Genomic DNA, 18340 nt, shown 5'->3' on the forward strand with positions numbered 1-18340 from the left:
CACAGCCCAAAGATACCGAAGCTGCACTTCAGTATCACAAAATTCATGATCCGGTTTATATAGCGCTGATCGGCGCTTGGAGCGGGTGAAGGGAATCGAACCCTCGTCGTAAGCTTGGAAGGCTTCTGCTCTACCATTGAGCTACACCCGCATAGTCAGCGCCCGATCTTCTCCATAGACTGGCAACTGTAAAGTAATGGTGGAGGGAGTTGGATTTGAACCAACGTAGGCATAGCCAGCGGATTTACAGTCCGCCCCTTTTAACCGCTCAGGCATCCCTCCGGTATTACTTTCACCTTCCGACATCGCCGTAAGGTGTGCGGCACTATCGAAAATTCACGAACAAAGTCAACCGAAAAAGTGAAAAATAATCAATTAAATCGATTTTTTTCAATCCATCTGTAAAAGCTGGCTTGTTGCGCGAGGCGAAGCGCAATATAAGCGAGGGCATGACGACACGCAAGCCACCAAAAGGCCAAAAATCGAATTTTTTTGAAAAGGGCGGAAAACCGGGCTTTTCAAAGGGAAAAAAAGAGAGAACTGGTCCGCAAAACTCACAAAAGGATGCTTGGCTCTATGGAGACCATGCTGTTCTTGCCGCTCTTTCTAACCCTGATCGGAAAATCAGGCGCCTCCTGCTGACCAAATCGAAATTGGACAAGCTGGAATTGGACATGCAGGAGCGTGTTCAAAAAAGCCCGGCGCTTGAGCTTGTATCCGCCGATGAGATCCGGGCTTTATTGCCAGATCAGGCCATTCATCAAGGCATCGCTTTAATGGCGTCCCCTCTTAAGGAACTTGATATAGAAGATGTGGTTGCTCTGGTCGACAACAGCCCCGGGAAAGCTGTCGCGATTTTGGATCAAGTCACGGATCCTCATAATGTAGGGGCAATTTTAAGGTCCGCAGCGGCCTTTAACATTGCGGCCGTAATTCTCCCCGACCGGCATTCGCCGCCTGTAACCGGGGTACTGGCCCGTTCAGCATCCGGCGCCGTTGAAACAGTTCCGATGGTTCGGGTCGGTAATTTGTCACGGGCAATGGACAGACTTGCTGAAATGGGGTTTTGGCGAATCGGAATGGATGGAACAGCCGCGCAAACCTTGGAACAGGCAGTGAAAGGAACAGACCGGCTCGCCATTGTTTTGGGATCAGAGGGAAAAGGCCTTCGAAGGCTAACGTCAGAGAAATGTGACCTCCTCGGCAAACTTCCGATGAGCGACTCTATCGAAAGTTTGAATGTCTCAAACGCAGCAGCGATTGCTTTTTACGAAATAAACCGGGCAAATCAAGTCGATTAATGGCAGTTTTCTGCGGTTTAAAAAAAGTTCGAAAAAAAATGAATTTTTTACTTGCCCAATTGTAACAAGCTGACTATTTTCCGGCTCCACAACGCCGCTATAGCTCAGTTGGTAGAGCAGTTGATTTGTAATCATCAGGTCCCGGGTTCGACTCCTGGTGGCGGCACCAGAATTCAAAAAAGCCTGCGCTGAAAAGCGCAGGTTTTTTTTTCGTCTGTTTGCCGGAACCAGTCTTTCTTTTAGACATATGACCCTCACGACCGAAGAAGTATCTGATGCATCGCAGGGTTACGACAGCCCTCATCCAATACGCCTCACCTTGCCTATTATCCGTTTTTATAATTGTCCCTCAGGCGCCCCTAGTGCTAGCTTTCAAATTGATTAAGCGATTCTATGAGCCCTCGCTCAACAAAAAGGTTTCACATGGTTCAGTTCTTTAAACACCTCATTCTTTTGATTTCAGCCCTGGCAGCTACTGTATTTTTCAGTTCATCTGCCTCGTCTTTGGAAAAACCAAGCACACCTGTTTTGCTGGAGATCAGCGGGAACATCACCCAAAGCAACTCTGATGGATCAAAAGCGCTTATTGACCGATCCCTACTGACATCGCTGCCTCGAACGAAAATTGACACTATGACACCTTGGACCGATGGGCGAACCGTTTTCGAAGGTGTTCTGGTCAGGGATTTACTTGATTTGGTGGGTGCCGACGGCAAGACAGTACAGGCCATTGCCATTAACGATTACATGGTAGAAATTCCAATGGAGGATTTTGTCAAATATGATGTGATCGTTGCCGATCATAAAAATGGGGATACGATGTCTATCCGGGACAAAGGCCCCTTATGGATAATCTACCCGTGGAATACCAATCCTGAACTTGTCAACGAAGTTTATCACTCTCGATCTATCTGGCAGTTGAGAAAGCTCGTCATCAAGTAATCCGGCTACGCAGGCAGAATTCATGTCCCGTTTTCTTAAAATACTCTATGGGTCGCTCATCATAGGAACGTTCCTAATGGCGGGTGCAGCCTATTGGATGATTTCCTCTCTGGTTAGCGAGTCAAAACGCATTGAAGACAGCGCCCGAGATACGTTGATCGGAATTACTTCGCAAACAGACTACGAGTTACTGAAATTTATCGATACGCTTTATCGACTTGAACTGGGTGAGAACAGCGTAACCCGTGAGCAGCTCATCAACCAACAGGACATCTTGTGGAGTCGCCATTCGACCAATACATCGGGCAAAGCCGGAGCAACTTATCTGGCTCTTCCCGGTGCAAGGAAAGCCATGTCGGACCTTCTAGCGATTCTGGAAGCCACCGAAAAAGAGATTGTTGATGTCCCTTTTACGGACAAAGAGCGCATTAAGCGGCTTATTTCTCAGTATCGACCACTCATTCCGACCCTCCATAGCGTGACGACCGAAGCAATCCGATATCGCACTGGATCGATCGCCAGCCTTCACGATCACTTGCAACATGTTGGCTTCTGGGCACAGATCTTTCTACCTGGAATGCTGTTGAGTGGCTTCTTCGTTAGTTTGATTCTTAGACGGGAACACCAGAAACTGAATCGCCTGGCCAGAAATTTGGAAGAGACTATCCAATCCAGAACCCAAGATCTGCAGGATGCCAATCAGGCTCTTGTTGAGGAAATTGAGCAGCGAAAGGAAATTGAACAAAAGCTCGTTCAAGCCCAGAAGATGGAAACAATTGGCCAGCTGACCGGCGGCATTGCCCATGACTTCAATAATTTTTTGGCAATCATTCAAGGCAACGCTGAATTGTTGGAAGATGAACTCGATTCTGATCTGGAGAAAATGGTTAAATCCATTCTGAAAGCCACCGAACGAGGCGCGGAATTAACGCAGAGGCTTCTGGCTTTCTCCCGGCAACAACCCCTTCGGCCCCAACAATTTAATTACAGTGACCTAATTTCCAATATTTATGTGCTGCTAAAACGCACTGTCGGGGAAACGATTTCTTTGGACGTTTCGATTGAAGACGGGTTATGGGATGCCGTTGCCGACCCCGGTCAGGTCGAAAACGCCCTGATCAATCTGTTGATTAACTCCCGTCATGCCATGCCGAAAGGGGGTAAAATCCGCCTGCAAACCAGAAATTTTATCGCCGATGAGCAGTTTCACAAGGCCAACCCGGAATTACCAATAGGCGATTATGTCATTCTGTGTGTATCCGATACAGGAACCGGCATTCCCGAAGATATTCAGCCTCATGTTTTCGAGCCGTTCTTTACAACCAAGAAAGTTGGGGAAGGCACGGGCCTCGGCTTATCGATGATTTATGGCTTCGCTCGCCAATCCGGTGGCATTGTCACGTTATATAGTGACGCGGGTAAAGGGACGACTGTTGAATTAATCCTCCCTAAAGGAGACTCCGCAAAAAACAATCAGCCTTTAAACAATGATGGCGAAGAAGCGATTACCGGAGACAATCAGCTTGTCCTTGTTGTTGAAGATGAACCAGATGTTCGTCATCTGGCTGAAAATATTCTAACCTCTTTAAACTATCGAACACGATCGGCCAAAGATGCGAACGAGGCAGTCCGGATACTGGAAAAAGAAAAAGAAATTTCGCTCATTTTGTGTGACGTCGTCCTGCCCGATGGCAAGAACGGACCGGAGTTTTTTGATTCTATTTCCATGATCTATCCGGACGTGAAGGTGGTTTTTATGTCTGGCTACCCCGCAGAAGTTGCCAAACGACGGAAACTGATATCTGCACATCACGATCTTTTATCAAAACCATTTCAACGGCACAGATTGGCGCACGCTATCCACAAAGCCCTAAACAAAGCACGTGTGGAATCACCTGCGGCAAATTAACCGCCAAAGGAACTGCCTCTTGACCTTCCAGTTGATGGAAGCTTTATGTAAGAGACATCAGAAAGCTTAAAGGTAGAAAACCGATGTCTTCGAGTGAAAGTTGCTGTGGCGGTCATTCAGGCCCCGCCGATGAAAAGAATGTACAAATCGATCCAGTGTGCGGGATGTCCGTTGCCGTCAATGCTGGTAAACCGTCCCTGTCATTTGAGGGCAAGGATTTTCACTTTTGCAGCATTGGATGCCGCGATAAATTCGATATTGATCCAGAATTTTACCTCACCGGCCGCCACAAATTAAAAGCGCAATATGCGCCCAAGGCTGCCCAGTATACCTGCCCCATGCACCCTGAAATCATCAGAGATGAATTCACCGATTGCCCGCTCTGCGGTATGGCTCTGGAGCCTATGGGCGCGCCAGTGGACGGGCCTAATCCTGAACTGGTCGACTTTACAAGGCGTTTTCTAATCGCTGTTGCCTTTACTATTCCTATCCTCATTCTGGCGATGGGACCAATGCTCGGCCTACCCGTCAAAACCCTTTTGGGACCTAAAGTCTCCTCTTGGACCGAAATGCTGTTTTCGGTTCCGGTTGTGCTTTGGGCAGGACTACCGATCTTCAAACGGGGTTGGAGCTCCATCCAGAATAGAAGCCCGAATATGTGGACGCTGATTGCCATTGGCGTTGGCGCGGCATTTCTCTATAGCGTGGTCGCCGTTGTTTTACCGAACCTGTTCCCTGTAACCTTGCAAAGCGCAGATGGAACGCTGCCCGTCTATTTTGAATCAGCGGCGGTGATTATTGCGCTTGTCTTTATCGGGCAAATTTTGGAGCTACGTGCCCGAACTCAAACAGGGGCAGCTATTAAAGCACTTGTCGAGCTTGCGCCCAAAACCGCTTGCCGTGTTAACGAAAACGGCACAGAACGGGTCGTCCCACTAGACCATATTCTTCCTGATGATCACGTACGCGTTCGGCCGGGTGAGAAAATTTCTGTCGATGGGTTCGTGATTGAGGGCCAGTCAGAAATTGACGAGAGCATGCTCACAGGAGAAGCAGTTCCCGTTCTCAAAAAAGTAGGGGATCCTGTGATCGGTGGCACGCTTAACACCACAGGCACCCTTATCATGCGAACCGAAAAAGTAGGAACTGAAACGGTACTTGCATCCATCATCGATATGGTTTCTGCAGCACAACGCTCGCAGGCTCCCATACAAAAACTGGTGGATAAGGTCGCTGCGTTTTTTGTACCCGCCGTGATCCTGTCCGCCGTTCTCGCGTTTGTGATCTGGTTTTTTATCGGCCCGGAACCCACTTTGGCCTTCGCGCTTATTGCCGCAGTTTCTGTCCTGATTATTGCTTGCCCGTGTGCCTTAGGGCTGGCGACACCCATGTCGATCATGTCAGCAACCGGTCGCGGTGCGCTTGAGGGCATCCTGATACGAAATGCCGAAGCAATAGAAACTTTGTCTAAAGCCAACATTCTGGTCATTGACAAAACAGGCACGCTAACGGAAGGAAAACCCGTTGTAGAGACCATCGATCTTTATGATGCAGGGTCCGAAGACATATTGCTTGAAAAGGCCGCCAGTTTGGAAATTGGATCAGAGCATCCAATCGCTAAAGCCATCCTGAAAGAGGCCGAGACGCGCAATCTGCCCCTTACAAAAGCTTCCCAATTTGATGCGGTTTCCGGGTTAGGGGCAAAAGGGTTCTTGAGCGAACAAAAGATCGTTGTTGGTAATCAGGCCTTTATGGAACAAGAGAAAGTCGATCTTTCTGAATTCCTTAAAAAACAAAGTCAAACTGGGGGTCAAGAACCTGCAAAAACGCTTATTTTTGTGGGAATAAATACCCGACTTGCCGGTGTTATTGCCCTTCAGGATCAGATAAAGCCACATGCCAAAGCAACAATTAGGCAGTTGCAAAACAGGGGTATCAGAGTGCTGATGGCAACCGGAGACAATGAAGGGACAGCTGCTGCCGTAGCCGCGACACTGGAACTGAGCGATTATCGGGCAAATCTTTTACCCGAAGATAAACAGACGATCATCTCTGAGCTGCAAGAAGAAGGATATATCGTAGCTATGGCTGGCGATGGCATCAACGATGCCCCGGCCCTTGCGCAAGCTAATATTGGACTGGCTATGGGCACCGGTGCAGATGTTTCACTTGAAAGCGCGGATATCACACTGATGAAAGGAGATCTTCGGTCGATCAATAAGGCGCGGGCACTTTCAACGGCAACCGTTGATAATATCAAACAGAATCTGTTCCTCGCCTTCGGCTATAATAGTATCTGCATTCCAATTGCCGCAGGTGTCTTGTATCCCCTGACAGGAACAATGCTGTCGCCCATGATCGCGGCAGCGGCGATGAGCCTGTCTTCTGTTTCCGTTATTTCCAATGCATTAAGATTAAGGACATTAAATATCAAGGATCAGGAGGCCTCATGAATATTGGAAAAGCGGCGAAAGCATCGGGCCTGTCGCCAAAGACAATCCGCTATTACGAGGACATCAAGCTCATAAATCCGGGGCGGGCAGAAAACGGCTACCGGGATTACTCAAACGAAGACGTACATTTTCTGGGCTTTATCAGGCGGGCAAGGGATCTTGGTTTTTCTATTGAAGAATGCCGGGTTTTGCTGTCGCTGTATCTGGATAAAAACAGAAGCAGTGCAGAGGTGAAATCTCTGGCAATGAGCAAAATAACTTCCATCGAAGAAAAAATTGCTGAACTGGAACTGATGAAGGGGCTTTTGAAACGGGTAGCAAACAGTTGCCACGGAGACGCCCGCCCTGACTGTCCGATTTTGGATGAAATCGCTGGCCATACCGTCGAAGCTTAAAGGCCCCAGATTCCTGGCGCCCCTTGGCGAAATACAGAGGTGGGCGTTTGAAACAAGCAAATAAATCCCAATCGGTGCCACAGAAGATCCGTAATTGTGCAAGATCCGAAAATGACCATAGATGACGGCGGTTACAGGGTTGCTCGATCCGCTATTTCCGCCATCTCCAGTCGATGCCTTATCATTCATAACAAGGTTGCACCCGATCCGATCTTTGTTGGTTCAAGATCCGTTTCGATGGCCGGAGGTCAGGATCAGATCATTAAGCACCCCTTTTTTAAACCTCCTGCGCAGCCTCCCTCACTGCACTGATCAGATTTCCGCGAACACTGCAACTTAAGAGCCGGAACTTTATTCCGCACCCCCTGAAACCGTTGAGGGGGATGATCCATTTACCGGTCAACCAGACAAAAAGCGTACCTTACCTGTTAATTATTCATCTACAGGGTTCCTCTAAATCAAATGGTCAGCCTTGCTCATCTAGCGGAATTCAGATACATGCGAGGAGTGCCTTCTTCTGAACTAATCGGACCCTTCATGAAAAGCCTGCCTCCTCAAATATTCGGAACACTCTTAACCGTTATCGGTGTTCTTATTCTGACGCCCGACGGGCTCCTGGTTCGGTTGGTAAATCTGGAAAGCTGGACCTTACTCTTTTGGCGCGGCTTACTATTCGCCGCAGCGATATTGGGGTTTTATCTTCTTCGCTATCGCAGCCAATTTCCATTTATTCTTAAAAGGATGGGCTGGCGCGGTGCCCAGGCAGCAGCTTTCTTTACATCAAGCACCATCTTTTTTGTGTTGGCCATTCACAATACGACCGTCGCCAACACCCTGGTGATCATTGCGGCGGCGCCTCTTTGTTCTGCTGTTATCTCACGCATCTTTCTAAAAGAAACTGTATTAAGATCCACTTGGCTTGCCATTTTGATCAGTTGCGGTGGCATTAGTATTTTGTTTCTTGGGAACTTGTCGTCCGACAACAGGATTGGAGATTTTTTCGCATTTTGCTGTGCCCTGTCCATTGCCAGTCAAATAACGACAGTCCGCCTTGCAAAAAATGTTGATATGGTTCCATCGCTCGGAATTAGCGGATTGATGATCGCTGCCATCGCATTGCCCCTCGCTGCGGCTCCTTTTGATATCACCAGCACGGATTTTTCAATTCTGTTTCTATTGGCCTTCATTATCCTGCCAATTTCATTTGGGTTAATCACCATCGGACCGCGCTACATTCCAGCCGCGGAAGTGAGTCTGATCATGCTTTTAGAGACGTTCCTTGGCCCCATCTGGGCTTGGCTCGTTATCGACGAAATGCCCGAAAAGGAAACAATCATCGGCGGGGCACTGATCATTTCGACGTTGATATGCCATACGCTCTATACGGCGCGACAAACCAAACAACGGATCAAGAAAAGTGAAGCAGTAACATCGAAAATTAAATGATGCGATCCCGATAGAAAATGTGACGTCCGATTTCACCGACTTTATTCAAACGCAACCGCCAGTTCGGGCTTACATAAGAAGCATGATAATGTGTTGCCCGTTTCGCAACACCGCTTCTTTCACCTGCCATCACAAGCGCGACAATTTTCAGGGATTTTTCCCATGCGTTTAAATCGCTAGGGCGATCAGGTTTGCCATCACAGGCGAATGAGAACTGGCATCGGTTGGGCATATGTTTGTTTTGAAACACAACCTTACAGGCATTGTCCGGATATTTGCGATCAGCCACCCGGTTAAGGACAACCTCGGCGATAGCAACTTGCCCGATTAACGGCTCGCCGCGCGCCTCAAAATACACAGCCTGTGTCAAACAGAGTTCATCTTTGCTAAAAACCCGTTCAAACAAATCGACATTTTCCAACGTCGCCTCAACATTCCCGGCGACGGGCATGTCCAGATCTTTCAGATATTTATGACCACTGCCTTGAACCAGGTCCACCTCTGCTAGCTTACGCTCCAGCTCATAATTCGTAGAAGCGCTGTATTTTGCGGCCAAATATTTATTCTGGATTTCACGATCGGCTGCGCCGAACTGGAACAAAAGAGAAAAGCTTGTCGCCGTCAAAAGCAGAACAGCCACAATACCAAGTGCCAATCCCGTCCTGTAAGAACGTACTGCTGGCCTCCTGTCAGAAAAATAGCTCATCCGTTTCATCCTGATTCTAAACTTGATACATTCCCATAAGACAGCGCAACGTAAAGTCTGTTCTTAAGGTTTCATTAACATATCAAAATTGAAGACACTCTTTCATCCCCCAAACATGGGGTAAAAAACACCTAATTGTCGTTTCGTGTTAACCAAAGCAACGGCCTGAACGGCTCGCATACTCATACATTTGACGCAGACTGTTTTGTTCAGTCATAAAAAAATCCAACAAATACAGAACCATAACGAAAACGCGGGCTACTTCTCTGTATCTCTTAGACAGTGGCTGGATTATACCGCATATAGGTAAGCAATGTTATCATACAATGTAAATGTGACTGCAAATTGGCAAAAAATGGCAATTTTCATTTCTTAAGATTGTATGAATTTTTTTCCTAATCTATCAACACGATTTTTCAGAACTCGAATCAAATTCCTGAGTTCAATTTTGGTTTTTGGCACTTTTTCCGTCTCAGTAACCGGCCAATGCCGTTACGGAAACAACATCTCTTCGCCCCTTTATTGACCGATCAAGGACCCTTTTTCAAAAACAGAACAGTTTTTTGAAATATTAAAATAAACCTATATAAAGAATTTAGTCTGGTTAGAAAAACCTCACAAATCGTTATTCTGTAACGGATATTACGTTTTCTTTACTTTTTTTAATTGTTTTGCTTGCATCAATACGACGATTTGTTATATCAGCGGATAGAAATTTTCACTTATTTATTAGTAATTGGTTGAGTAAATGGACATCACATCACTTCAGGGCAAAGCACTCGAAGCTAGCCGTTTCCTAAAAGCAATGTCTAACAAACATCGGTTGTTGATTTTGTGCAATCTTGTAGACGCAGAGCGTTCTGTTGGCGAGCTCGAAAAAATCGTTGGTTTGAGTCAGTCAGCCTTGTCACAACATCTTGCGCGTCTTCGTAAAGAAGAAATCGTAAAAACTCGGCGTGAAGCACAGACTATCTATTATTCTCTCGACGATGAGAGCGTAATTGATGTTCTGGAAGTTCTGTACGATATCTTTTTAGGCGAAGAAGAGAATCTAGCAGACGTCGCTTAAGGCATCTATTCTTCTTACCTTATTTTATGCCAAGATGGGCGTCAGGGTTAATCTCCAGCGTCGCCCATCTTAATGATCTGCTTGCCCGTCACTTGACGCTTTTCCATTGCCAGCAACGCCTTCCCCACTTCATCAAAATGCCAACTCTTCCCAATGTAAGGCTTTAGGCCGTGTTTTTCGGTTAGCGCCGCCAATTCACTCTGGGCTGATAGACCTGCGGCGGGGTTGCGTCGCCCATACTCCCCGGCGCGAACACCCACAAGGGTCGCCCCTTTTTCGCGCAGCAAATCCAAGGGAACATGCCCAAACGATCCACTTGCAAATCCCACGGTCAACAGACGGCCCTGCCAGGCAAGACTGCGAACGCTTTCTTCTAAAAGATCTCCGCCCACTGGATCGAGGATGACGCCAGCCCCCTGGCCATGGGTAATCCGCAATACAGTTTCGGCAAACCTATTCTCATCATATCGTATTAGATAATCGGCCCCTGATGCCTTGGCAATTTCCAGCTTTTCATCACTGCTCGCCGCCGCGATAACTGTGGCCCCTAGAGCCTTACCAACGGCAATACTGGCTTGCCCGACACCACCTCCAGCGCCCAAAACCAGAAGATATTCCCCTGGTTTTAATCGGGCCCGCCGCCTTAAAGCAATATAGGCCGTCGAAAATGTGACTGAAAAGGCTGCCCCCTCTTCAAAAGTAAGGCTCTTAGGAAGGTGGAGGACCTGATCCATATCAACACAAATCATATATCCACAGGCCCCTGTTTTTCCCTTGAACATCACCTTGTCACCCATTTGAAAAGGGCAATCAGGCCTGCCAATTGCGGTAATGACACCAGCCCCTTCCATTCCGACGACAAACGGAAGGGACGGTTTGAATTGGTATTTCCCATAGGTCATAAGGAGATCAGGAAAATTCAGGGCCGCCGCCTTAACATCAATCAGCACTTCATTTTTCTGCAACGGCCCAGCTTCAATTGTTTCAAGGCGAACTTGTTTCGGGCCTCCCAGATGGGTGCATATCGCAGCAGTGAATTTTGTTGTTTTCATACTGAGCTTTTTCTTGTTTTTAAATCAGTACCATTTGTCGCATGGATATAACATCAATTCTTTCCTACAATAATGTGACTGGCAAAGTTTCCTAGGAACATATATTTGGTCGGTAGCGTTCTGTTCTTCCAAAGTTGGGTTATATATCATGGCAGCATCTGAAATATCATACCTGGTTGCCGCAGGTGGCGGTCTTGTCAGTTTTCTGAGCCCTTGTGTTCTGCCGTTGGTCCCTGCCTATATTTGTCTGGTCGCCGGAACAAGTTTGGAAGAGCTGGAAGCCGATACTGCCGAGCGGAAGGCGATTAATCTAAAAGTCGTATCCATGGCTTTGTTATTCGTTCTGGGCTTTTCAACAGTCTTTATTTTGCTTGGCGCCGGGGCGTCTTACATTAACCAGATCCTGTTGCAGCATTTGGACATACTGTCAAAGATCGCGGGTGCTGTGATAATGATTTTCGGTATCCATTTGAGCGGTCTGGTGAGAATACCGCTTTTATATCGGGAAGCCCGATTTAATGACATCGACAAGCCTCAGAACTGGTTTGGTGCTTATGTCATTGGCCTGGCCTTTGGTTTTGGCTGGACACCCTGTATTGGTCCCATATTAGGGACAATCCTCGCGATTGCCGGCAGTGACAGTTCGCTGGCACATGGTGTGAGTCTGTTAGGGGTTTATGCGCTAGGTCTGGGTATTCCCTTTCTACTGGCGGCGCTTGCTATAAATCCTTTTCTGAAATTCATGCAAGGCTTCAAACGGTATTTCAAAGCAATGGAAATTGGGACAGGCATTGTCATCTTTGCCACAGGACTGCTGATTTTCACAGGTCAGTTTCAGGTTCTCGCCTATTGGTTCCTGGAACTCATTCCCGGATTAGCAACTCTGGGATAAACTGTGTCAGTTTGCTTTGATGGCGTTGGCCGCGCCTGCATCCGCCATATCATTTCCTTGAATGACATAATTGATCGAAGGACTGACGTCATCTTCTAAATTTGCAAGGCTAGGTTCTGTTACCAGAGATAAAACAACCAACAAACTAAACATAATGCCCGCGAGGATCCAAGTTGCTGTAAGTTTTGTATACATTGTTCTGCCGCTCTTTTTCTAATCAAGGGACGAAGATAGTTGCTTCGCTTGTTTATCGATCTAGGGTTCACCCGCACCCTTTCAATAGCGTTTGATCACCCTTCACGTCGATTTTACCGGCTACATCTGTTGAATGTGCGGAGCGTCACAAAACTGGGTACCATTTTCTCGTATCCCCTTCTTACATAAAGTTTAATCGTTCTAGTATGTAAGTAGAAGAATATGATATAAGTACGTTTAACCGATCGTGAATTTGGATAGAAAACCATGTGCGCACGCTTCAGCATAAGTAGCCCACTTGATATGCTCAGGACACTTTTCAGCTTCAGTCCTGATTTCCACTTCTCTCCCTCCTATAATATTGCACCGGGATCACAGGTCCCAATCATCCGCCAGGACATAGCGACAGGGAAAGCCGTCGTATCAATTGCCCAATGGGGTTTGATACCTGGCTGGTCGGACGTATCAAAGCCGCGCTCGAACCTTATCAACGCACGACTTGAAACAATCGACGTCAAGCCATCGTTTAAACGCGCCTTCGCGGGGCAGCGCTGTCTCATTCCCTGTACGGGTTACTATGAATGGAAAACAGACAGTCTTGGCGAAAAACAGCCCTATCTGATTTTTTCAGCCCCCAATCCTCTCTTCTTTTTTGCAGGCCTATGGGACAAGGGGTCAGGCCCACAGGAACATGATCTTGATTGCTGCACGATCGTTACAACGGAGGCAACCGGAACTCCGGCAGAAATCCATTCAAGAATGCCCCTGACCGTTACTCGAGATTATTTCAAGGAATGGCTGGGAGGAATAGACAGAACAAGCGTTCCAGTGTCATCCTACCGTGAGACTTTCACCTATTACCCCGTTCATAAAAAAGTCGGCAATGTCAGATATAACACTGCCGACTTAATTAAAAAAATCGATTTGGATGAACAGCCCTCGCAAGGAAGCCTGTTTTAAAAGGTCAAGTCAATCGATGAGGCGATATGCTCGCTTCGCGACTGATGCGCACCATGGAAAGCTTTAGCTTTTCGAAGGCTTTATGCTCGATTTGCCGGACCCGTTCTTTGGTAATTCCCAATCGGTCGCCCAAAGCCTCCAAGGTTACTTTATCCTCGTTAAGGCGTCGTTCTCTGATAATCATTTGTTCCCGGTCTGATAATTCATCCAAAGCGGATACTAGCCAGCGCCCCCGGGTATCTCCATCACAGGTTCGGATCGTAATATCTTCGGGAGACGGCTTGTTATCCACAAGAAAGTCTTCCAAACTATCATCACCATCCTCACCAATGGGCGTGCTTAAAGACTGATCCCGCGAGGCCAGCCGGTTCGACATCGCCTCTACCTCTTTAATCCCAATCCGAAGTTTCTTCGAAATAGTTTCAAGGGTGTCTTCTGGAATAGTGCCACTTTCGCTTGCCTGAATTTTGGCGCGAAGCCAACGTAGATTAAAAAACAGGGATTTTTGGGAAGCACTTGTACCTGATCGAACAATCGACCAGTTTCTCAAAATATAGTCCTGCATCGCAGATTTTATCCACCAACTGGCATAGGTAGAAAATCGAATTTCGCGCTCAGGTTCAAACCTGAAGGCTGCCTGCATAAGGCCGATATTGCCTTCCTGAACCAAATCCCCTTTCGGTAAGCCATAATTATTGAATTTTGACGCCATGGATACCACAAGTCTGACATAAGCCAATACGAGTTCATGAAGTGCAGCTTCATCTTCCGAGTATCGCCATCGTCTGGCAAGCTCAAATTCCCGTTCCCTCGTAAGCATTGGAACGGACATCGCAGATGAGATAAAGGCTCTGTTCCTTTTGACAGTAGCTGTCGCATCGTATGTTGCCATTTTACTCCACCCTTCTCAGTAGCTTTATTAGTTTCCTTCCCAGGTCGCGCGTCTTTTATTATAATATTTCTAAACTATGAATGTTTTTACTTGATATATCAAGATAATTTTTATTTCTCTAATATTATAGAAATACTCATATGCACACAGTCATTTTCTTGCGATTTAAATCACAAATCTGTGAATACTATGATGTTGGAGTAACGCCCTGTTTCGATGGATCAACAGACGCAAGATAAAGAAGAGTTGCGATTCCCAGAACAATGGCAATGCTGACAAAGGAAATATTATACCCAATTGTCGGATATAGAGCTAATCCCCAGCCGAATAGTGACTGCATAAAGCCAACCCCCAGAATACTGGTCAGATTAAGGGTTGAGTTGGCCCGCCCCACCATATAGTCGGGAAAAGTTGCCCGGCAATGAGCTGCCAGAACAACATAATGCTGTTGAAGGAACCCAATTGAAGTAAATAAAACACAAATCGACCACAGTGCCAAACCGTCCGACAGGCCCAACACTAAAAATGCCAGAATTTCGGCTAGAACAGATACAATAACGATCTTCTTTCGGCTTTCTGTATTCCGTTCAACCCAACCAAAGAACAAGGCACCGGCAGGAACGGCAAGAACCATTAAAAGCAATATCTCGCCGCGTTGCACGCCGTCCAGGCCGTAAACCTGCTCCAGAAAAGGGCCACCCCACATACCAAGAATGGCCGTGGCGGGCCCAAATGCAACAAAGCCCATCGCCAACAAGAAAAAGAACCGGGGATAAACGATTACCGAAACATACCCTCGAACGCTTTCACCGATCGAAGTAGGTTGTTGGGCGTCCCTTTCATAACCTTCGGGTTCATCCTGAATGATCAGCATGCCCGCAACAACCGCAAATAGCGTAAATAACGCGACGATCAAATACGCTGGACGCCATCCGAACTCGTCAATAAAAAACGCCAAAGGATAGGATGCCAGAATACTCCCAATGCTGGAGGCCGCCATCATCCAGGACGCGACCGTTGCAAACCGGTCGACCGGATACCATTTCGCAAACAGGACATAAGCCGACATCATGGTAATTGAGAACCCGCCCCCAAGCAGCATTCTGGATATCAACAGTTCTTCGTAAGACGTGGCGTAGGAAAGAATAACACATCCCAAAATCGCAAAACCAACGTAAATCGGCATAACTTTTCGCGACCCGAACCTATCCAGAAGCATTCCGTTCGGAACCTGCAAAACAGCGGACGTAAAGAATAACACCGCCGCGAGAAACCCCAAACTATCCACAGAGATCCCAAGGTCCGCGGCCACAGGTGGCAGGGTAACCGCCCCAGACAACCGGTGGAACTGACCTAAACCAAAGAGGATCGCACTAATGATGAAAATGTAAAAGGCGCGACGCTTAACAGGTACAGAACGGGTATCGTTTTGCATAAGCAGGATTTCTTTCTTTTTTTCCCAGCTTCTGCCTGAACGCACCAGTTGTCAATATTGACAGCAACATTCACTCGATAGTCACCGCTAGTAGAAACATTAATGACCAATGAAAACGGCCGGGCAACTGGACAGGATATGCCGGACATCGCTGTATTGAAGTTTCGGTCCCCGCCACCGACGAGGCAATCACAGGGCTGGTTAAAACCAGCAATCTCGAGACCCAACTGAACACGGGTGCTATTCACACCCCTCCAGCATTCCCCTATTTTTCAGATGCTAGAATACCCCTTCAAATTCGATCCCCTTGCTGGAACCTTGTCAAGTGACCCGGAGACATAATACAAAGTGGACGTCTCCAACCGCCCAATATAGAAACCATAGAATTCAGCGATCTGGACCGAATGGACCCGATCTACATCGATAAAAGCCATAAATGAGCTGCACACCCAGTTTTCCTATGCAAACCGTTCAACCGACCATAAGCACCCTCCAACTGCTTTTTTGCTAAACCCGCCCCCCAATCTTCGGGGCCGTTGTTGACTTTTTGTCAATTTGCTTGATCATTCGGGCCTGATTGCCTACTTTTCATAGCAAAGTCAGGCGCTGCCATTAGCGCTCAAAAAAACAAAAAGCAAACTGAGAGTACAAGATGAAATTCCAAGGTACAGACAATTACGTAGCAACTGAAGACCTTATGATTGCGGTCAATGCTGCCATTACGTTACAGCGCCCCCTTCTTATTAAAGGAGAGCCGGGCACTGGTAAAACCGTGTTGGCTCAGGAAGTTGCCAAATCACTCGGCAAGAAGTTTATTGAATGGAACATCAAATCCACAACCAAAGCCCAGCAGGGCCTGTATGAATATGACGCCGTCTCACGCCTGCGGGACTCCCAGCTCGGTGATGACAAAGTGCATGACATCAAGAACTATATCCGTCCCGGAAAATTGTGGGAAGCCTTTACAGCGGATGAAAGCCCCGTCCTGTTGATTGACGAAATTGACAAAGCTGACATTGAATTTCCAAACGATTTGCTTCAGGAACTCGATCGTATGGAGTTCTTTGTTTATGAAACACAGGAAACCATCAAAGCGGAACAACGCCCTCTGGTAATCATTACCTCAAATAATGAAAAAGAACTGCCAGACGCTTTTCTACGTCGCTGCTTCTTCCATTATATCAGCTTCCCCGATGCTGAAACCATGGAACGCATCGTTGATGTGCACCATCCTGATGCAAAACAGGAACTGGTGCGGGATGCTCTTCAGGTATTCTTTGATGTTCGGGAAACTCCCGGCTTGAAGAAAAAACCATCCACCAGTGAGTTGCTTGATTGGCTTAAATTGCTAATGAGCGAAGATCTGCCGGAAGATGTTTTGAAATCAAAAGATCCGTCGAAACTTATACCGCCGCTGCACGGTGCGTTATTGAAAAACGAACAGGATGTTCATCTTTTCGAACGCCTGGCTTTCCTATCCCGGCGTGAGCAACGCTAAGCGGAGGTCGTTCCCATGTTTGTGAAATTCTTTTTCACTCTAAAGGACGCAAAAATTCCCGTCACCTTGCGGGAATACCTGACGTTGATCGAAGCGCTAAAAGCGGGCTGCGCAGAATATTCTGTGAACGACTTTTATTTTCTGGCCCGGACAACCTTGGTGAAAGACGAAAAGAACCTGGACAAATTTGATCAGGTTTTTGGTCATTGTTTTAACGGCATTGAATTTATTGGCGATGATCAAACCGTCGAAATCCCTGACGAATGGCTAAAAAAACTAGCTGAACTCTCTCTGACAGATGAAGAGAAGGCTCAGGTCGAAGCCCTTGGTGGTTGGGAAAAATTGATGGAAACCCTTCAGGAACGCCTGAAAGAACAGGAAAAACGCCATCAGGGAGGGAATAAATGGATTGGAACGGCTGGTCGCTCCCCGTTTGGCGCCTATGGCTATAATCCTGAAGGCGTTCGTATCGGCCAGAAGGAAAGCCGTCATCGTCGCGCGGTAAAGGTCTGGGATAAACGCGAATACAAAAACCTGGATGCGGATGTCGAACTGGGCACCCGAAATATTAAAGTCGCCATGAAACGACTACGTCAGTTTGCCCGCGAAGGCGCTGCTGACGAGCTGGATCTGGATGATACCATCCGCTCAACGGCACGCAATGCAGGGTTTCTGGACCTCAAAATGCGCCCGGAACGACATAATACGGTCAAGGTCCTGATCCTGTTTGATATCGGCGGGTCAATGGACGATCACATTAAAGCCTGCGAGGAATTGTTTTCTGCTGCGCGCACCGAGTTCAAGCATCTGGAATTTTATTACTTCCACAACTGCGTGTACGAAAAGCTTTGGAAAGATAACAAGCGTCGCCATGCCGATTTTAAAGCGACATGGGATGTCCTTCACACCTATCCAGCTGACTACAAACTGATTATCGTTGGCGATGCGACAATGTCCCCGTATGAAATTGCTTATGCCGGGGGCAGTGTTGAACATTGGAATGAAGAGCCAGGTCAGGTCTGGATGGAAAGAATGCTCAATATCTACCATAAAGCGGTTTGGCTAAATCCGGTTCCTGAAAAATATTGGGACTACACTCCCTCTGTACAAATGGTCAAACAACTCATGACAGACCGCATGTACCCCCTGACCATCGGTGGGCTTGAAGATGCCATGAAAGAGTTGAGCCGCTAGT

16 protein-coding genes and 3 tRNA genes are annotated in these 18340 nt (G+C 47.2%); 12 read left to right on the plus strand and 7 right to left on the minus strand.

The features are described 5' to 3' along the window. Nucleotides 1–77 precede the first annotated feature (77 nt). Nucleotides 78–151, minus strand: a tRNA-Gly gene (locus tag ACJAYR_RS06475). 46 nt (nucleotides 152–197) lie between these two features. After that, nucleotides 198–282: transfer RNA gene (locus tag ACJAYR_RS06480), tRNA-Tyr, on the minus strand. Between the two features lie 167 nt (nucleotides 283–449). Here ACJAYR_RS06480 and rlmB point away from each other — a divergent pair. The 7 genes from rlmB to ACJAYR_RS06515 all read left to right on the plus strand — a co-directional run bounded on the left by rlmB (nucleotide 450) and on the right by ACJAYR_RS06515 (nucleotide 8446). Next, the gene (rlmB, locus tag ACJAYR_RS06485; protein ID WP_415235836.1) at nucleotides 450–1301 is read left to right on the plus strand and encodes a 23S rRNA (guanosine(2251)-2'-O)-methyltransferase RlmB; all 852 of its coding nucleotides are present in this window, start codon (nucleotides 450–452) and stop codon (nucleotides 1299–1301) included. 93 nt (nucleotides 1302–1394) lie between these two features. Next, nucleotides 1395–1470, plus strand: a tRNA-Thr gene (locus tag ACJAYR_RS06490). A gap of 224 nt (nucleotides 1471–1694) precedes the next feature. Further along, complete coding sequence (locus ACJAYR_RS06495; protein WP_415235837.1) at nucleotides 1695–2243, plus strand: molybdopterin-dependent oxidoreductase; 549 nt, start codon at nucleotides 1695–1697, stop codon at nucleotides 2241–2243. 22 nt (nucleotides 2244–2265) lie between these two features. Next, nucleotides 2266–4152, plus strand: coding sequence for a response regulator (locus tag ACJAYR_RS06500; RefSeq protein ID WP_415235838.1), 1887 nt, complete (start codon nucleotides 2266–2268; stop codon nucleotides 4150–4152). 83 nt (nucleotides 4153–4235) lie between these two features. Continuing rightward, nucleotides 4236–6605, plus strand: a complete 2370-nt coding sequence (locus tag ACJAYR_RS06505; RefSeq protein ID WP_415235839.1) for a heavy metal translocating P-type ATPase — start codon at nucleotides 4236–4238, stop codon at nucleotides 6603–6605. Beyond that, complete coding sequence (gene cueR / locus ACJAYR_RS06510) at nucleotides 6602–7000, plus strand: Cu(I)-responsive transcriptional regulator (RefSeq protein ID WP_415235840.1); 399 nt, start codon at nucleotides 6602–6604, stop codon at nucleotides 6998–7000. The genes ACJAYR_RS06505 and cueR overlap by 4 nt, the downstream gene beginning before the upstream one ends. 537 nt (nucleotides 7001–7537) lie before the next feature. Continuing rightward, nucleotides 7538–8446, plus strand: a complete 909-nt coding sequence (locus ACJAYR_RS06515) for a DMT family transporter (RefSeq protein ID WP_415235841.1) — start codon at nucleotides 7538–7540, stop codon at nucleotides 8444–8446. On the opposite strand, the gene ACJAYR_RS06520 is transcribed toward ACJAYR_RS06515, so the two are convergent. Further along, entirely contained in the window at nucleotides 8439–9152 is a 714-nt protein-coding gene (locus ACJAYR_RS06520) for a cell wall hydrolase (protein WP_415235842.1), read from the minus strand. The two genes, ACJAYR_RS06515 and ACJAYR_RS06520, sit on opposite strands and share 8 nt — an antisense overlap. 748 nt (nucleotides 9153–9900) lie before the next feature. Between ACJAYR_RS06520 and ACJAYR_RS06525 the strand changes: the two genes are divergently transcribed. Then, nucleotides 9901–10221: an ArsR/SmtB family transcription factor gene (locus ACJAYR_RS06525; protein ID WP_169542767.1), complete on the plus strand. Its 321-nt coding sequence runs from the start codon at nucleotides 9901–9903 to the stop codon at nucleotides 10219–10221. A gap of 47 nt (nucleotides 10222–10268) precedes the next feature. Here the strand turns inward: ACJAYR_RS06525 and ACJAYR_RS06530 are convergent, their stop codons facing one another. Beyond that, nucleotides 10269–11273 (minus strand): NADPH:quinone oxidoreductase family protein, encoded by a 1005-nt coding sequence (locus ACJAYR_RS06530; protein ID WP_415235843.1) that lies wholly within the window; start codon nucleotides 11271–11273, stop codon nucleotides 10269–10271. 148 nt (nucleotides 11274–11421) lie between these two features. Here ACJAYR_RS06530 and ACJAYR_RS06535 point away from each other — a divergent pair, with 148 nt between their 5' ends. Next, complete coding sequence (locus tag ACJAYR_RS06535; RefSeq protein WP_415235844.1) at nucleotides 11422–12165, plus strand: cytochrome c biogenesis CcdA family protein; 744 nt, start codon at nucleotides 11422–11424, stop codon at nucleotides 12163–12165. Nucleotides 12166–12171: 6 nt separating this feature from the next. Here the strand turns inward: ACJAYR_RS06535 and ACJAYR_RS06540 are convergent, their stop codons facing one another. Beyond that, nucleotides 12172–12360: a hypothetical protein gene (locus ACJAYR_RS06540; RefSeq protein WP_415235845.1), complete on the minus strand. Its 189-nt coding sequence runs from the start codon at nucleotides 12358–12360 to the stop codon at nucleotides 12172–12174. 267 nt (nucleotides 12361–12627) lie between these two features. Here ACJAYR_RS06540 and ACJAYR_RS06545 point away from each other — a divergent pair, with 267 nt between their 5' ends. Then, nucleotides 12628–13320 (plus strand): SOS response-associated peptidase, encoded by a 693-nt coding sequence (locus ACJAYR_RS06545; protein WP_415235846.1) that lies wholly within the window; start codon nucleotides 12628–12630, stop codon nucleotides 13318–13320. 4 nt (nucleotides 13321–13324) lie between these two features. Here the strand turns inward: ACJAYR_RS06545 and ACJAYR_RS06550 are convergent, their stop codons facing one another. Further along, complete coding sequence (locus ACJAYR_RS06550) at nucleotides 13325–14212, minus strand: RNA polymerase factor sigma-32 (protein ID WP_415235847.1); 888 nt, start codon at nucleotides 14210–14212, stop codon at nucleotides 13325–13327. Nucleotides 14213–14399: 187 nt separating this feature from the next. Next, nucleotides 14400–15647 (minus strand): MFS transporter, encoded by a 1248-nt coding sequence (locus ACJAYR_RS06555; protein WP_415235848.1) that lies wholly within the window; start codon nucleotides 15645–15647, stop codon nucleotides 14400–14402. Nucleotides 15648–16299: 652 nt separating this feature from the next. Here ACJAYR_RS06555 and ACJAYR_RS06560 point away from each other — a divergent pair. After that, on the plus strand, nucleotides 16300–17145 hold the full coding sequence (locus ACJAYR_RS06560; RefSeq protein WP_415235849.1) for an AAA family ATPase: 846 nt from the start codon (nucleotides 16300–16302) through the stop codon (nucleotides 17143–17145). 15 nt (nucleotides 17146–17160) lie between these two features. Further along, the gene (locus tag ACJAYR_RS06565; RefSeq protein ID WP_169542776.1) at nucleotides 17161–18339 is read left to right on the plus strand and encodes a vWA domain-containing protein; all 1179 of its coding nucleotides are present in this window, start codon (nucleotides 17161–17163) and stop codon (nucleotides 18337–18339) included. The last annotated feature ends 1 nt before the right edge of the window (nucleotide 18340 follow it).

Source organism: Sneathiella sp. (assembly GCF_047631475.1).
GTDB lineage: Bacteria > Pseudomonadota > Alphaproteobacteria > Sneathiellales > Sneathiellaceae > Sneathiella.

Bases quoted from the DNA above. Each gene is read 5' to 3' on its own strand.
- rlmB (WP_415235836.1), top strand. From the start codon at position 450: ATGACGACACGCAAGCCACCAAAAGGCCAAAAATCGAATTTTTTTGAA.
- ACJAYR_RS06495 (WP_415235837.1), top strand. From the start codon at position 1,695: ATGAGCCCTCGCTCAACAAAAAGGTTTCACATGGTTCAGTTCTTTAAA.
- ACJAYR_RS06500 (WP_415235838.1), top strand. From the start codon at position 2,266: ATGTCCCGTTTTCTTAAAATACTCTATGGGTCGCTCATCATAGGAACG.
- ACJAYR_RS06505 (WP_415235839.1), top strand. From the start codon at position 4,236: ATGTCTTCGAGTGAAAGTTGCTGTGGCGGTCATTCAGGCCCCGCCGAT.
- cueR (WP_415235840.1), top strand. From the start codon at position 6,602: ATGAATATTGGAAAAGCGGCGAAAGCATCGGGCCTGTCGCCAAAGACA.
- ACJAYR_RS06515 (WP_415235841.1), top strand. From the start codon at position 7,538: ATGAAAAGCCTGCCTCCTCAAATATTCGGAACACTCTTAACCGTTATC.
- ACJAYR_RS06520 (WP_415235842.1), bottom strand. From the start codon at position 9,152: ATGAGCTATTTTTCTGACAGGAGGCCAGCAGTACGTTCTTACAGGACG.
- ACJAYR_RS06525 (WP_169542767.1), top strand. From the start codon at position 9,901: ATGGACATCACATCACTTCAGGGCAAAGCACTCGAAGCTAGCCGTTTC.
- ACJAYR_RS06530 (WP_415235843.1), bottom strand. From the start codon at position 11,273: ATGAAAACAACAAAATTCACTGCTGCGATATGCACCCATCTGGGAGGC.
- ACJAYR_RS06535 (WP_415235844.1), top strand. From the start codon at position 11,422: ATGGCAGCATCTGAAATATCATACCTGGTTGCCGCAGGTGGCGGTCTT.
- ACJAYR_RS06540 (WP_415235845.1), bottom strand. From the start codon at position 12,360: ATGTATACAAAACTTACAGCAACTTGGATCCTCGCGGGCATTATGTTT.
- ACJAYR_RS06545 (WP_415235846.1), top strand. From the start codon at position 12,628: ATGTGCGCACGCTTCAGCATAAGTAGCCCACTTGATATGCTCAGGACA.
- ACJAYR_RS06550 (WP_415235847.1), bottom strand. From the start codon at position 14,212: ATGGCAACATACGATGCGACAGCTACTGTCAAAAGGAACAGAGCCTTT.
- ACJAYR_RS06555 (WP_415235848.1), bottom strand. From the start codon at position 15,647: ATGCAAAACGATACCCGTTCTGTACCTGTTAAGCGTCGCGCCTTTTAC.
- ACJAYR_RS06560 (WP_415235849.1), top strand. From the start codon at position 16,300: ATGAAATTCCAAGGTACAGACAATTACGTAGCAACTGAAGACCTTATG.
- ACJAYR_RS06565 (WP_169542776.1), top strand. From the start codon at position 17,161: ATGTTTGTGAAATTCTTTTTCACTCTAAAGGACGCAAAAATTCCCGTC.